We start from the raw sequence: 14,033 nt of genomic DNA, 5'->3' as shown, positions 1-14,033 counted from the left end.
CGCTTTTTGTTTTTTCTTACATTTGAAACGCATGCAGATATTTTCCATCTTCCACCAGCCTGCCTGGAAACGGCTCAAAAAAAACAAGGGAGCAGTAATCGGCCTTTGTGTGATCCTCCTTTCTGTTTTCATAGCTGTGTTTTGCTACTTCCTGGCAGAAGACCCTTCTCCGAATGCAAACCGCATCATCCTGGAGGTCGGTGGCGCCAGGCCGGGAACGGAACAAACTTTTTTAAAGATCAAAAAGGAACGTACGCCCGCACCTGCCGGCTTCCTGCAACGGCTGCTCAGCGGACGGCCCGACCAGTCAGACTATCTGCCCATTACAAGCTACCGGTACACAGCAGACAGCATTTTTGTGGACAAATACATTGACGAAGGCGTTACGGAGAACATGCATTTTGCGAAAACACAGCTCGCTCCGGAGCCCATCGTCACCAAAACATTCTGGTTGGGTACCGATAGTTATGGAAGGGATATTCTCAGCAGGTTGATCGTTGGTACCCGGGTCAGCCTGAGCGTGGGCATGATCACCGTGATCATTTCCATCAGTATCGGATTGATCCTGGGCTCTCTTGCGGGCTTCTATCGGGGCAGGGTAGACGAAAGTATCATGTGGTTCATCAATGTGATCTGGAGCATCCCCACGCTGCTGTTGGTCTTTGCCATTACCCTGGCGCTGGGAAAAGGATTCTGGCAGGTATTCGTTGCCGTAGGACTGACCATGTGGGTAAATGTCGCACGCCTCGTAAGGGGCCAGGTGCTGGCCGTGCGCGAGCTGGAATATATTGAAGCAACGAAGGCCCTCGGATTTAAGAACGCACGCATTATTGCCGGCCATATCTGGCCCAATATAATGGGACCGGTGCTGGTGATCGCCGCCGCCAATTTTGCATCGGCTATTGTGATTGAAGCGGGACTGAGTTTCCTGGGCGTTGGCGTACAACCGCCCCAACCCAGCTGGGGGCTGATGATCAAGGAAAATTATAATTTCATCATCACTCAAAACCCAATGCTGGCCTTAGCCCCGGGTTTTGCCATCATGATCCTGGTGCTGGCCTTTAACCTTTTTGGGAACGGCCTGCGCGATGCGCTCAATGTAAGAGGGAAGCTGTAAAGGGATCGGGCATGCTGATTCCGGATCCCGGCTGCGCAACACCGAAGCGATCGCCATTGCTGCACTTGTCCAACCGGGCATCCATGACAAACCATCATCGTTCGCTTCCGGTGCACAACCAAAACCTGAACAAAGCACCAAAACCATCCATCAACCTAATCCAGCACCCTTACATTCCTGGAAAAGCTTTCTTCAAGAGAGATCAGTGTTTCTGTTCTTTCTATGCCTTTGATCTTTTGCAGTTTCTCATGCAGTACGTTCCGGAGCTCGCTGATGTCTTTGCAAATGATTTCTGCAAACATGCTGTAGTTACCCGTTGTATAATTAAGGCGCACCACCTCCTTCAGCTTATACAATTCTTTAGCTACCGAATCATAGAGGGAGCTCTCTTTCAGATAAATTCCGATAAAAGCAATAACATCATACCCCAATAGTTTCAAATCTGTATTTAATTTTGTACCTTTCACAATGCCATCCTTCTGCAATTTTTTGATACGCACATGTATGGTGCCGCCGGATACAAAAAGTTTTTTACCAAGATCCGCGTAAGAGATTTCTGCATCTTCCATCATGTGCTGGATGATCTGCAAATCGAGTTTGTCTAGATTTAATTTATTGTTCATTTAGGCAATGTTGATTTTAAATAATTTAACAATCATTGCAAATATTTAAACATTTTCTATATTTTCAAAATTTTTATTGAATTATTTGGAATGATCAGGTGAGATTGTCTATTTTTGTTCTATCAAACGCTGAAAACAGCATGTTCTTTTACACTGTGGGGTGATGAAATTTTTGGCAGACATGCCCTCTTGTCTCGGGGGTGAGGAGCACAGGATAAACACAGCATAGAGCCGGTCCTGGTTTCGGTCGGGATCGACCGGGGTTGACCACCACGGATTTTGTGTTGCGGCTAACTGCCTCGTGGAGGTTCGAGCCCTCCCCCTACAGCTTTTTAATAACCCTTGCAGGTACCTCCTGTGAGGGTTTTTTATTGCGTTTTTCGGGGAGCCCGTTCATTTGTAACCGATCCGTTCCCTGTTTGTCCATGCTTCCGCTTTAGCCTTCTCTTCAGCTTTCTTTTCGGCTTCCGCATCCAGCATATTCTCCAGCGCTTCATATATCTGGTTCAGTTGGGCATCATGCCCATCAATACGCTGGTCCAATTCGGTACGCAGGCTTTGCAGCTGTTGCAAAAAATCCCCACGGTGTAAGACAAGTTCCCGCAAAGCGATAAATGCCCGCACGATAGTAATATTCATTTCAATGGCCTTATCGCTGTTTAATACAGATGCCAGCATCACCACTCCATGCTCGGTAAACGCAAAAGGTGCATAGCGCCGCCCTCCCCGGTTTGAGGTCGCAAATTGCGACCTCAAACCGTCTTGTTCCTCTTTGGTCAGTTCAAACATAAAGTCTTCCGGAAAACGCTTTCTGTTTCTTCTTACAGCTTCTTTCAACCGCTTGGTTTCGACCTGGTACAAATCAGCGAGATCATAATCCATCATTACGCGCTGATCTCTTATTTCATAAATTTTTTGTTGAATAACAGTTAATTGCATGGTGCTTTCATTTATTTCTAATGGTTAGAACATGTTTCGTCATCAATTTACAGCATTTTTATCACTCCGGAAAAATAATGTCCCCGGTATATTTGCAGGCATCCAAACCATTATATTCCCCGTATACGCAGAACGCCGAAAGGACTCCGACTCCCCAAAATTACCGGTATCCTGCCTCCTGCATTTTAATTATCTTTGTCCGCTATGCAGGATTTGATTCAAAAGTTAGACGCTTATAAACAGGAAATCACCGGATTTGCCGGCAGCGGCGAACAGGCGGCGGAGGCATTCCGCATTCTGTGGCTGGGTTCCAAAGGCCGGGTGAAGCAGGTAATGGGTGAAATGAAGCAGGTGCCCGCCGAGCAAAAAAAAGAAGCCGGTCAGCTGCTGAACGAGTTTAAATTATTTACTGAAGCCCGGTATGCCGAGTTAAAGGAAGCAGCAACAGGGGGAAGCAGCACAGCAGATAATGCCCGGCCGGATCTTTCCCTGCCGGGCGATGCCGTTCCGTTGGGCAGCCGCCATCCGATCTCCCTCATGCGCCATAAGATCATCTCCATTTTTCAACGCCTGGGATTTGCCGTGGCGGAAGGACCGGAAATTGAGGACGACTGGCATAATTTTACCGCGCTGAACATGCCGGCCCACCATCCCGCACGCGATATGCAGGACACCTTTTATGTGGACGCCGGTGAAAACGCTGCTGTAGACTGGTTGCTGCGCACACATACGAGCAATACTCAGATCCGGGAAATGGAAAAGGGCAAATTGCCCATCCGCGTGATCTGCCCGGGGCGTGTTTATCGCAATGAAACCATCAGTGCCCGCAGCCATTGCTTCTTTCACCAGGTGGAAGGACTGTACATCGATGAAAACGTTTCTTTTGCCGACCTGAAACAGACCCTTTATTTTTTTGTAAAGGAAATGTATGGCAAAGATGTACGGGTGCGGTTCCGCCCCTCCTATTTTCCCTTCACCGAGCCCAGCGCCGAAATGGATGTAAGCTGCTTTATTTGCGGAGGCAAAGGATGCAATATCTGTAAAAAAACCGGCTGGGTGGAGATCCTGGGTTGTGGCATGGTACACCCGAACGTATTGCAGAACTGCAACATCGACCCGGAGAAATATACCGGTTTTGCCTTTGGTATGGGAGTAGAAAGGCCGGCGATGTTAAAGTATGGCATTAATGATATCCGTTTATTCAGCGAAAATGATGTCCGCTTCCTAAAGCAGTTTACCGCTGCAACATAAACTGATTTTTTCTGATCAGCACCTGAATAAAACAGGTGGTTACTACCACCTGAGATGCTTATTTTTGATAACTATTTATATAGAATAATAATGGAAAAAGAACAACTAAAACAGCAGGTAAAAGAACAGATCATCAAGTTTCTGAACCTGAATAATGTAAAACCGGAAGAGATCAGGGACGATGAGCCGTTGTTTGGAGAAGGCCTCGGACTGGACTCCATTGATTCCATTGAATTGATCGTAATGCTTTCAAGGGAATACGGCATCAACATCCAGGATCCCAAAGAGGGAAGAAAAATATTAACTACCGTAAATACAATGGTAGATTATATCGAACAGCACCGCACAAAATAACATTCCGTTTTGGGCAGAATCTTAGTTACCGGCATAGGGCTTATTTCCGCAATTGGCAATACGGTAGCGGAAAACCGTCAGTCGCTCACAGCAGGGCGTTCCGGTATCGGAAAAGCAGCCCATCTCCGGTCAAAATATGCAGGATCGCTTCCTTTTGGCGAAATCAAAAAAAGTACAGAAGCCCTGATGGAACTGCAACCGGAAGCATACCCCGGAGTAACCCGCACAGATCTTATAGCGTTGCACGCCCTGAACGAGGCCATCAGCGACGCCCGGCTATCCGGTGCTGATCTGCGCAAAAGTTCCACAGCGCTCATCAGCGCCAGCACCGTAGGCGGCATGTGCCTTACCGATACTATGTACGCCGATGCCAATGCCGGTACCCCCACCGGCAGCCCCTATCTGAGCGCTTACTCCAACAGTGCCAGCACGCTCTTTTTGCAATCGTTTTTCGGTATTGGCGGAATTGTTAACACATTCAATACAGCTTGCTCCTCCTCTGCCAATGCGCTTATGTACGGCGCGCGCCTGCTGCAGAACGGCCTGGCAGAAAAAGTGATCGCCGGCGGAACAGACAGCCTGGCAAAATTCACCATTAATGGATTTAATGCACTGATGATCCTTTCAGATGCGCCCTGCCGGCCCTTTGACATCAACCGGAAGGGATTGAACCTGGGTGAAGCCGGGGGGTTTATCGTTCTGGAGAAAGAAGAAACGATTGCACCATCCCGTACCGTTTACGCTGAGTTGAAAGGGTTTGGTAACAATAACGACGCCTACCACCCTTCCTCTACCTCAGAAAGCGCCGACGGACCTTTTCTTTGCATGCAGGGTGCATTGCAAACAGCCGGGCTCCGGCCGGAAGACATTGATTTTATTAATGCGCACGGCACCGCTACCGAAAACAATGATGAAACGGAAAGCGTAGCCATGCTGCGCCTGTTTGATAAGGTACCTGCCTTTTCCAGCACCAAATCCTATACCGGTCATACACTGGGTGCAGCGGGCGCCGTTGAAGCCATCTACAGCATCCTGAACCTGCATCACCAGGAAGTGTACCCCTCATTGAACTTTGAAACACCCATCGAAAAAACCGGGCTTACACCGGCACGGGCCTACCAGAAACAGCCGCTTCAGTATGTGATGTCCAATTCCTTTGGATTCGGGGGCAACTGCAGCTCACTGATATTTTCAAAATATTAAACTTGCTGCAATAACATGAAAGCCTGCTTTACGTTCATTTTGATCTGCTGCAGTTTTTTGATACATGCACAAGGCAAAAAAAAGATTCTTACAGAATCCGTATTGTGGGAAATAACCGATCCCCAAACAGGCAATACCTCTCACCTCCTTGGTAGTATGCATCCCGTAAGAGCCGATTCGTTTGTTTACAAATTCACCAGGATTCTGGACCTGCTGGCCAATTGCAGGCTCTATGCCTGTGAAACCCTCGGCCTCGCCGATAGTGTTGAGGCTCAAAAATTTATTACCTCTTTCAATGAACTTCCCAAGAAGTCATTCAAAGAATGGTTTGGGAAGGACAGTGCAATGATTGATGATTTTTTTGTAAGGCATTTTAACTTAGATGATTTTTTTGAACTACCTTTTGATTTAAAAAAGAGGCCTTCACAAATAATAAATGTCGCCGATACCAATTTGATAATGCAGGTATCCGATCTTGGGGTATTGGAAAACATAATTTATGATTCAATACAAATAAGATCCGGGCTTCACCGGCAGGCTTCCCCCAATTTTGATGAAGCAATAAATGCTTTGATGGCCACATCAAAAAAACCCATACTTCAACTGGATGACGCCCGTTTCCTGTCTCAAAGCGTTCTGGCAGGCAATTTTTATACAAGAAGTATTGTGGGATATATCAAAACCTTTAACCTGTTAACTCATTCTGACTCCGCCGCACTAAAAAAAGACAGATACTATGGTGTAGTAAAGGCCATGAAACAATATTATGCCGCTGCCACTTTCGACTATGTTTTAAAGGACAAGGCGGTTAAAGTTCACGTTGAAAGAAACAAAACCTGGTTAAAAAAACTGATCCCTGAACTCAAAAAAGGAAATGCGTTTATCGTTGTAGGTGCCGGGCATCTTTTGGGAGACCCCTCCTGTTTGATTCCTGCACTAAGAAAAAAAGGATACAGTGTTACACCCGTTAAACTTATCCCCGTTAGCAAGTAGCTTCCATTATCGACTATCGGCCTTTACCTTTTCCCTTCCGATCCCTCATTTCCAAATTTTCAAATCAGCACATTGCCACATTAATCTTTCTTTGCCGCCAATGTAAATCCGATGGTGGTGCCTACATTTTCCGTACTGCGGATATGGATCGTTTGCTGGTGGGCCTCAATAATGTGCTTGCAGATCGCCAGGCCCAGCCCGCTGCCGGTAACATCCATACTGCGCCCTGTTTCTGTGCGGAAAAAACGCTCAAAGATCCTGGGCAGGCTTTTTTCGGTGATCCCCACTCCGTCATCGCTCAGCTCCACCAGTATCCTTTTGTCATCCGTTTTATAGATCCCGGCCTTGATGCTTCCATTGATCTTTCCATATTTTATAGCATTTTCCAGGAGGTTGATCACTACCTGACGGATCTTTTCCTTGTCAGCATTTACTACAATCGGAGCCTCGCAGCCTTTCTTAATGCTGAAGTGTATATTCTTTTGCTCTGCCTTAATGGAAATACTTTCAAAAGAATCCTTCAGCAGGTCCTGTATGATAAAGTTCCGCTTCACAATGGTAATCTCCCCACGCTCCAGGCTGGAGATCTCATCCAGATCCTGTAACAGGTTGGTAAGGCGCTCTACATTGGCAGACGTTTTCTCCAGGAATTTCCGGTTGATCAGGGGGTCGGTCATGTCGCCGTTCAGCAGGGTTTCCACATAACTTTGGATGGCAAAAACCGGCGTTTTGAATTCATGGGAAAGATTTTGTAAAAATTCTCTCCGGAATTCTTCATTAGCCTGCAGCGTAGCCACCTTTTGCTGATTCTCCTGGGCCCAGTTCTCTACGTCAACCGCCACCTCGTCAAGACTTTTCTTGGGAAGGATGTATTTATAATAAGTTTCCTGGCGCCGCGTAGCCTTTGTTTGATAAATAAACTTGTAGATCACTTTGATCTTGCGGTAAATAAACCGCTCCAGCACAAAACTTATCAGCAGGTAGCCGCCAACCAGCACTACAAAGAACGAAGCAACGGCGGGCTGCCATTTCTGTTCCAGGATGTACTCGATAATACTGATGGGAGTGGCCAGACCCAGTGCTGTATAGAACGATAATTTTCTCGGAGAAAGGTTTTTAGGGTCAAACATGATCAATCCATTAAATAATTCCGGAAACCGGCATCCTGTTATACCTCAAATTTATACCCGACCCCTTTCACCGTTGTAATGCAATCCAGCTCCAGCTTCTGTCTTATTTTCCGGATATGCACATCAATGGTACGGTCTCCCACAATTACATCATTTCCCCAGATAGCGTTTAAAATTTCATTTCTCAGGAATACACGTCCGGGCTTTAAGGCCAGCAGGTAAAGCAGCTCAAATTCTTTTTTTGCCAGTATAATCTCTTTGTCGCCATTCAGCACCACAAATTTCTCAGGATCAATGGTCACCGGTCCTACTTTGATAACTTTGCTGTCTTCTTTATGAATGCGGCGCAGCAAAGCGCTTACCCTGCTCAGCAATACTTTTGGGCTTACCGGTTTGTTTACATAGTCATCGGCACCCGTTTCCAACCCGCGGATCTGGGTAGATTCATCATTCAATGCCGTAAGAAACATGATCAGTGTATCTTTAAAGGCCGATTGTGCTCTTAGTACCTGGCAAACCTGAACCCCGGTTTTCTTGGGCATCATCATATCCAGAACGATCAGGTGCGGCTTAACCCTGTTGGCCTGGTCAATGGCTTCCTCACCATCCCTGGCCGTGGTAACATCATAGCCTTCTTTTATCAGGTTGTATGATAAAATATCCAGGATATCGGGTTCGTCATCCGCCACCAGTATTTTATAGCCCTTGTGCTCCATTTAACAGAAATTTAAAGCAAACCTAACCGTATTTTTTTGATCTGAGGCTTTTAACGATCCGGATTGTGCAGAGTTAATAATAAATTAATTTTCTGCTTACCATAAAATGACACGGGAAACAGCTCGTTTTCAGCAGTCTGGTATCATGGTATAAATTTTGCATGAATTTTAACCAAATATTCTTAAACAGGCCGTGTAACTTGTGTTTTATGTATATAAAGAAACTGATACCCTTTCTTTTACTGCTTTTATTATCCGTACAAGTAGATGCACAAAGACGATCCAAACGAAAAAAAAAGCGCCAGCCGGCTCCCGTTGAAGTAGTGGTGGATACCATCCCGGCCTACACACCTGCCATGATCCGCCTGAAACTGCATGAAACGGTAGATGCCGACCAGAAAGCCTTATTGGCCAGCGATGGAAAGACCGATGCCCTGCTCAACGTTTCTTCTGACAGCCAGGTAAACAGTGCCGTAAGCGATGCCGTTACCAAAAAGGTAGACTGGCTGCAATATGAAATCGAGTCAGACCCCGCTATGAATCAGCGACTTAAGGCAAATTATCTGTCAGGGATCTCCGATATTCTCCGCTACGTAAAAACCGGATGGAGACGAAGTCAGGTGGATGCGGCCTACCTGCCGCAGATCATCACTACCTATAAAAAGTGTATAGAAGCCGACCGGAATAAACGGTCTGTGGCACCGGTGATCCGTTTTCTTCCCTACGATATTGCCTATACCGCTATTTTGCCCAGGGTCTTTAAGGACAATCCGGGCTACAACGATACCAAGGACCTGCTTCTGCTGAAACTAAGCGAGCGATACCCGCAACGAACATTCGCCGCCCTGAGGACCAACCCCGAATCTCCGCATGCAGACAGCCTGATACGGGTAATGGCCCACAAATACCCGCAGCAGCTTTATGATTATGCACAGGCCAACAATAAACTCAGCTACAAGATCCAGAACATAGAAGACGATCCGCTGATAAAAAGCATCGTGAGCATGGCCCGGAGCGACAACAAAAGCGGGCAGTTCTACTTTCCCTTCCTGGACCTCATTGCTACCGGCAAGCTGACCATTAAGGATATCGATGCCGTTAAGAACAATCCGGTAAAGTATTTCCGGCTATTGGTGCAGACCCAGATTGAGTATTCCAGGCGCGCTTCCGCCGGTGATACGGCAATCGGTCACAGGAGCCTTTTGGGCAAACTGGAACAAAAAGCCAAAGATGAATTCGTTGCTCCCATCAACGGACTGCATGAGCGTCCCGATGCCATTCGCTTTCGCGCGATACAGCCGCTGAGTGCAGAGGAGCTGTACTATGTAGCAGTGCTGACCAACGGTCTTATTTATACCAGCAGCTACACCAACGGGGTGTACCCGCTGATGATGCGGAAAGCCGGTAATAAAGGGGATGAATTGCTGAAAAACGTCAACTTTGATCATTACCGGAAATTTCTGAGCCAGGCGGCCTCTTACAATACCCTTAAAAATTTTCTGAGCACCTTTTCCGATAAAGAAGATACCAAAAAGCTGATGACCTCCTTTGTCAGCAACCTGGAGAAAACAGAAGGGCTGGAAGACGGTGTAGACGTGGCCGACTCGTACGCCAGCGTTTATGAAACGCTCCCCGAGCTGGCCGGCCAGATGCTGAACGATGTAAAAGAAAACCTCAACCGGAACAAACAGGCAGGCAATAAGAAAGGAGTAGCTATTTACAACATCCTGAATTATCTTTTCCTTTCGGCGGATTCCTCCAACCGGATCGACCTTACCAAGGAATTGCGGATCCCCCCGGTATATGATGTCAGCTTTAAAAGCCTGGCAAACGAAAAAGGAGCAGTGATCAGCCAGGTGTTTTTTTACGGTGACCAGGACGGGCGCAACATTTTTAATGGCTTTCTGAACATGTTCAACCCCTCCAACTGGAAGATCGACCGCAGCAACAAACAATGGGTGGTGATCAAATCAACGAAAGGGAATCCCGTATCGATCTATGCCAACCGCCCGCTGAATGAGCTGAAAGGCGAGGACGACAAAGCGCAGCGGGCACTAAATGCCTACCTGGAAGAAAATAACCTTTATCCAACCGTTACCATTCACCGCGGTCACAGCTATTATGCGCCGTCTACCATCGAATATATGTCGCCCAGCTCCAAACTGGTCTTTATGGGCTCCTGCGGCGGCTTTAATCTGATCGACTCTATTTTAAGGAAGTCTGAGGATGCTCATATCATCGCCTCCAAGCAAATTGGTAAAACCGCCATCAACAAACCCTTCTTTTTATTGTTAACAGAGAAACTTCGTACGGGAAAAGACATAGAATGGATCCCCTTCTGGAAAGAATTTAAAGGCCGGGCGAATGTTCCGGGGTTTGAAGATTACATCCCTCCCTATAAAAACCTGGGAGCTATTTTCATAAAAGCCTATAAAAAAGAGACCGGGGAAACCGATATCTGATTTTTTGCGTCTTGGTTTTGTTAAAAGATCACCGCAAACTGCCTTACTGCGAAAAAAGGGGGTAGTTTTGCGCATCTCATGAATTTTTAGTATGTTTTTTTATGAAAAGATCGGCTTTTGTTTTAGGATTGATCATCGCATCCATAACCCAGGTTTTTGCACAGACCGGAGATGGCGATATACCCGAATATACGGTTCCCATCACCCGGCAGCTTTCACACGATAATATAAATAAACAGCAAAAGCTGTTGCTGGGCAGCGATGGCAAGGCCGATGACCGTTTTATCATCGACAATAATGAAAGTGCCAGCCAGATCGCTACAAAAGCGGTCACTTCAAAGGTAGACTGGCTGCAGTATGAAATTGAGACCAATTCCGGCATCGATAACCGGATGAAAACGGGTTATCTCTCCGGTCTGGTAGCCATTTTGAGCCACATGCGCAGCGGATGGCTAAAGAAGGAGGTGCGGCCCACCCATTTTGACCAGATCATCGCACTTTATAAAAAACTGATCGACGCCAATCAGAAAAAAGAATCGCTGGTGTCCTATATCTCCTATTTTCCTTATGATATTGTGTACACCGCCACCCTTCCCCGCATATTTGAGGAAAATTCCAGCTACAAACAAATAAAAGATATCCTGCTGGTGAAATATTGTACCCAGTATCCCCATAAAGCCTTTGTAGCGCTTACCGACTACCCGGATGCCCCTGTGGCAGACAGCCTCATCAAAACGATGGGCCGGCAATACCCGGAGCAACTGTACTCATATGCCCAGGCCAATAATAAACTGGGTTACAAGATCCGGTCCATACAAAATGACAATTTTGTAAAAACGGTGGTAGCCATGTCTCAACAGAAAAGCGGACAGATCTACTTCCCTTTTCTTGATAACCTGGTAAAGGGCAAAATAACTACGGCCCAGCTGGATGCGGCCAAGGACGACCGTTATAAATACTACCGGTTACTGGTAAACACCCAGGTAGATTATGCAAAAAGAGCCTTGAGCGGAGATACTGCGATCGGATTTGCAGAACTGACCAAACGCCTGGAACGGAAAGCCGCAGAAGACTTTGTTTCTGAGATCAACGGGCTGCACGAGTCGCCTAATGCTGTTCGTTTCAGGTGTTTGCAGCCGCTGAATGCACAGGAGCTGTACTACCTGGCAGTGCTCACGGATGGGCTGATCTATACCAGCAGCTACGTGAGCGGCGTGTACCCGCTGATGATGAGTAAAATGAACAACCGCGGGGATTCGCTCCTGCTGAGCCTTACATTTGACCATTACCGCAAATTCATCAGCCAGGCAGCATCCTATAACACGCTGAAAAACTTTTTTTCGACATTTAAGAATGATAATGATGCGCGCAACCTGATGGTAACCTTTGCAAGCGGACTGGAAAAATCCAAAGGGCTGGAAGACGGGGTGGATGTGGCCGATTCCTATGCCAGCCTTTATGAAACCCTCCCGGACCTGGCAAAGCAAATGCTGACGAACATTAAGAAGAACCTGGATCTGAACCGGCGCAACGGCAATCAAAGAGGGATCGCCATCTATACCATTCTTTACAAGCTGTTCATGTCTGCCAACCCAGCCAATAACGTCAACCTCACCAAAGACCTGGGTATTCCACCGGTTTACTCGGTACCGTTTTCAAAGCTGAGCAATGAAAAGGGGGAAGTCATCACCCAGATGTTCTTTTACGGGGATGAGGACGGGAGAATGGACTTCGATATTTTCGTGCGCACTTTCACAAACGATCCTAAATGGAGGGTGGACCAGAGCAACAGCAAATTTGTAGTGGCCAAGACCACCAGCGGGGTACCGGTTTATGTGTATGCCAACCGCCCGCTGCCCAACGAAGAAGACCAGGATTACGTGGCACAAACAGCCATGGAAGAATATCTTGAAAAAAACAATCTGTCTCCGACCGTTACCTTCCACAGGGGGCATAGCTATCATGCCATGACCAGCGTAGGCTATGTAAGCCCTACGAACCGGGTGGTGTTCATGGGCTCCTGCGGCGGCTTTAACCTGATCGATTCTATCCTGAGGAGGTCGTCGGACGCACACATTATTTCGTCCAAGCAAACCGGTTACCGGGATATTAACTTACCATTTATCCGGATCTTCCTGGAAACATTGCGTAACAAAAAAGACATTGACTGGATCCCTTTCTGGAAGGAGTTCAGGGCGGCTGCGCATATTACCGGAATGGAGGACTATATTCCCCCGTATAAAAACCTGGGAGCCCTGTTTATCAAAGCCTACAAAAAAGAAACGGGCGAAGAAGATATTTAATAATGTGAGAATGCGTGGATTTGAAAATGAAGATTCCATTATTTCCGGTGATACATCCTCTGTCCGATATTCCGCAGCTATCAGACATTTGACGTTGAACCTCAAAAACACATCCAGCACAAAACACAAAAATGGATTTAATTTGAACTTGGAACGTTAAACCTGGAACAAATTATTGCTTCCACAACCGTACCCCGCCATCGATACCATCGATATTGGAAACAATGGTCATATTCTCTTTCAGCTCCAGCGTTATTTTTTTTGCCAGCCCGCCGCCGATGAATAAATGGTCATAGTTGAACGTCGTTTGTAAGATCCGCAATACGGCGTGCAGCCGTTTGTTCCACTCCTTTTTCCCCAGGTCGTCATAGGCCCGCTGACCAATATACTGGTCATACGTCTTGTTATTAAAGCAGGGATGCTGACCGATCTCCAGGTGGGGCAGAAGCTTCCCGTCCAGGAAAAATGATGTGCCAAAACCGGTTCCCAGGGTAATCATCATTTCAAAGCCTTTCCCGGCAATACAGCCCAGCCCCAGCATATCCGCATCGTTTACCACCCGGGCAGGCTTTCCAAGGCCCGCTGTCAGAAGGCTGGCCAGATCAATTTTATGCCAGTACTGGGAGCCGAGGTTAGGCGCCGTGTACACAATATTATTTCTTACATAGCCCGGGAACCCGGCAGATACCTGGTCATACCGGAAATCTTTCACCAGCTCTTTTATCGTGTGCACAAGGTTTTCCGGCGTGGCCGGAACGGGGGTTGGCAGTTTGGTATATTCCTGCACAATGGCGCCCTGCTCATTAAGGGTACACCCTTTTACCTTGGAGCCGCCGATATCAATAGCCAGTGTTATGGATGCCATAAGATTTCTTTTTGAAGCACGAAAGATATACAAGTTTACGGCTCTTTTTTAAAAAAAATTGCGCCCAGAATAATTAT

12 protein-coding genes are annotated in these 14,033 nt (G+C 46.9%); 7 read left to right on the top strand and 5 right to left on the bottom strand.

Translation table 11 applies throughout. The features are described from left to right. Positions 1 to 31 precede the first annotated feature (31 nt). Positions 32 to 1,117, top strand: coding sequence for an ABC transporter permease (locus tag B160_RS0106305; RefSeq protein WP_018627046.1), 1,086 nt, complete (start codon positions 32 to 34; stop codon positions 1,115 to 1,117). Positions 1,118 to 1,272: 155 nt separating this feature from the next. Here the strand turns inward: B160_RS0106305 and B160_RS0106300 are convergent, their stop codons facing one another. Together B160_RS0106300 and B160_RS0106295 are read right to left on the bottom strand one after the other, a co-directional pair. Next, positions 1,273 to 1,740, bottom strand: coding sequence for an Lrp/AsnC ligand binding domain-containing protein (locus B160_RS0106300; RefSeq protein WP_018627045.1), 468 nt, complete (start codon positions 1,738 to 1,740; stop codon positions 1,273 to 1,275). Between the two features lie 393 nt (positions 1,741 to 2,133). Continuing rightward, positions 2,134 to 2,679: an ORF6N domain-containing protein gene (locus B160_RS0106295; protein ID WP_018627044.1), complete on the bottom strand. Its 546-nt coding sequence runs from the start codon at positions 2,677 to 2,679 to the stop codon at positions 2,134 to 2,136. 204 nt (positions 2,680 to 2,883) lie between these two features. Between B160_RS0106295 and pheS the strand changes: the two genes are divergently transcribed. The 4 genes from pheS (at position 2,884) to B160_RS0106275 (ending at position 6,480) form a co-directional block, all read left to right on the top strand. Then, positions 2,884 to 3,930: a phenylalanine--tRNA ligase subunit alpha gene (gene pheS, locus B160_RS0106290; protein WP_018627043.1), complete on the top strand. Its 1,047-nt coding sequence runs from the start codon at positions 2,884 to 2,886 to the stop codon at positions 3,928 to 3,930. 90 nt (positions 3,931 to 4,020) lie between these two features. Then, a complete protein-coding gene (locus B160_RS0106285) occupies positions 4,021 to 4,284 on the top strand; it encodes a phosphopantetheine-binding protein (protein ID WP_026309583.1) in 264 nt (87 codons plus the stop codon). A 9-nt stretch (positions 4,285 to 4,293) separates the two neighbouring features. Next, entirely contained in the window at positions 4,294 to 5,487 is a 1,194-nt protein-coding gene (locus tag B160_RS0106280; RefSeq protein ID WP_018627041.1) for a beta-ketoacyl-[acyl-carrier-protein] synthase family protein, read from the top strand. 102 nt (positions 5,488 to 5,589) lie between these two features. Further along, positions 5,590 to 6,480 (top strand): TraB/GumN family protein, encoded by an 891-nt coding sequence (locus B160_RS0106275; protein WP_169540001.1) that lies wholly within the window; start codon positions 5,590 to 5,592, stop codon positions 6,478 to 6,480. A gap of 80 nt (positions 6,481 to 6,560) precedes the next feature. Here B160_RS0106275 and B160_RS0106270 read toward each other — a convergent pair whose 3' ends face one another. After that, complete coding sequence (locus B160_RS0106270) at positions 6,561 to 7,610, bottom strand: sensor histidine kinase (RefSeq protein ID WP_018627039.1); 1,050 nt, start codon at positions 7,608 to 7,610, stop codon at positions 6,561 to 6,563. A gap of 38 nt (positions 7,611 to 7,648) precedes the next feature. Beyond that, the gene (locus B160_RS0106265) at positions 7,649 to 8,326 is read right to left on the bottom strand and encodes a response regulator (protein WP_018627038.1); all 678 of its coding nucleotides are present in this window, start codon (positions 8,324 to 8,326) and stop codon (positions 7,649 to 7,651) included. 209 nt (positions 8,327 to 8,535) lie between these two features. Here B160_RS0106265 and B160_RS0106260 point away from each other — a divergent pair, with 209 nt between their 5' ends. Beyond that, positions 8,536 to 10,788, top strand: a complete 2,253-nt coding sequence (locus tag B160_RS0106260; protein WP_018627037.1) for a hypothetical protein — start codon at positions 8,536 to 8,538, stop codon at positions 10,786 to 10,788. 101 nt (positions 10,789 to 10,889) lie between these two features. Then, on the top strand, positions 10,890 to 13,091 hold the full coding sequence (locus B160_RS0106255; RefSeq protein ID WP_018627036.1) for a hypothetical protein: 2,202 nt from the start codon (positions 10,890 to 10,892) through the stop codon (positions 13,089 to 13,091). Between the two features lie 172 nt (positions 13,092 to 13,263). Here B160_RS0106255 and B160_RS0106245 read toward each other — a convergent pair whose 3' ends face one another. After that, positions 13,264 to 13,956, bottom strand: coding sequence for an ROK family protein (locus tag B160_RS0106245; RefSeq protein ID WP_018627034.1), 693 nt, complete (start codon positions 13,954 to 13,956; stop codon positions 13,264 to 13,266). Positions 13,957 to 14,033: the final 77 nt, after the last annotated feature.

The sequence above is a fragment of the Niabella aurantiaca DSM 17617 genome (assembly GCF_000374125.1).
In the GTDB taxonomy this organism is placed as follows: domain Bacteria; phylum Bacteroidota; class Bacteroidia; order Chitinophagales; family Chitinophagaceae; genus Niabella; species Niabella aurantiaca.
This window is presented reverse-complemented; position numbering and strand designations above follow the sequence as displayed.

Excerpts from the sequence above, each read along its gene's own strand:
- B160_RS0106245 (WP_018627034.1), bottom strand. The coding sequence starts at position 13,956 with ATGGCATCCATAACACTGGCTATTGATATCGGCGGCTCCAAGGTAAAA.
- B160_RS0106300 (WP_018627045.1), bottom strand. The coding sequence starts at position 1,740 with ATGAACAATAAATTAAATCTAGACAAACTCGATTTGCAGATCATCCAG.
- B160_RS0106260 (WP_018627037.1), top strand. The coding sequence starts at position 8,536 with ATGTATATAAAGAAACTGATACCCTTTCTTTTACTGCTTTTATTATCC.
- B160_RS0106270 (WP_018627039.1), bottom strand. The coding sequence starts at position 7,610 with ATGTTTGACCCTAAAAACCTTTCTCCGAGAAAATTATCGTTCTATACA.
- B160_RS0106255 (WP_018627036.1), top strand. The coding sequence starts at position 10,890 with ATGAAAAGATCGGCTTTTGTTTTAGGATTGATCATCGCATCCATAACC.
- B160_RS0106305 (WP_018627046.1), top strand. The coding sequence starts at position 32 with ATGCAGATATTTTCCATCTTCCACCAGCCTGCCTGGAAACGGCTCAAA.
- pheS (WP_018627043.1), top strand. The coding sequence starts at position 2,884 with ATGCAGGATTTGATTCAAAAGTTAGACGCTTATAAACAGGAAATCACC.
- B160_RS0106285 (WP_026309583.1), top strand. The coding sequence starts at position 4,021 with ATGGAAAAAGAACAACTAAAACAGCAGGTAAAAGAACAGATCATCAAG.
- B160_RS0106265 (WP_018627038.1), bottom strand. The coding sequence starts at position 8,326 with ATGGAGCACAAGGGCTATAAAATACTGGTGGCGGATGACGAACCCGAT.
- B160_RS0106295 (WP_018627044.1), bottom strand. The coding sequence starts at position 2,679 with ATGCAATTAACTGTTATTCAACAAAAAATTTATGAAATAAGAGATCAG.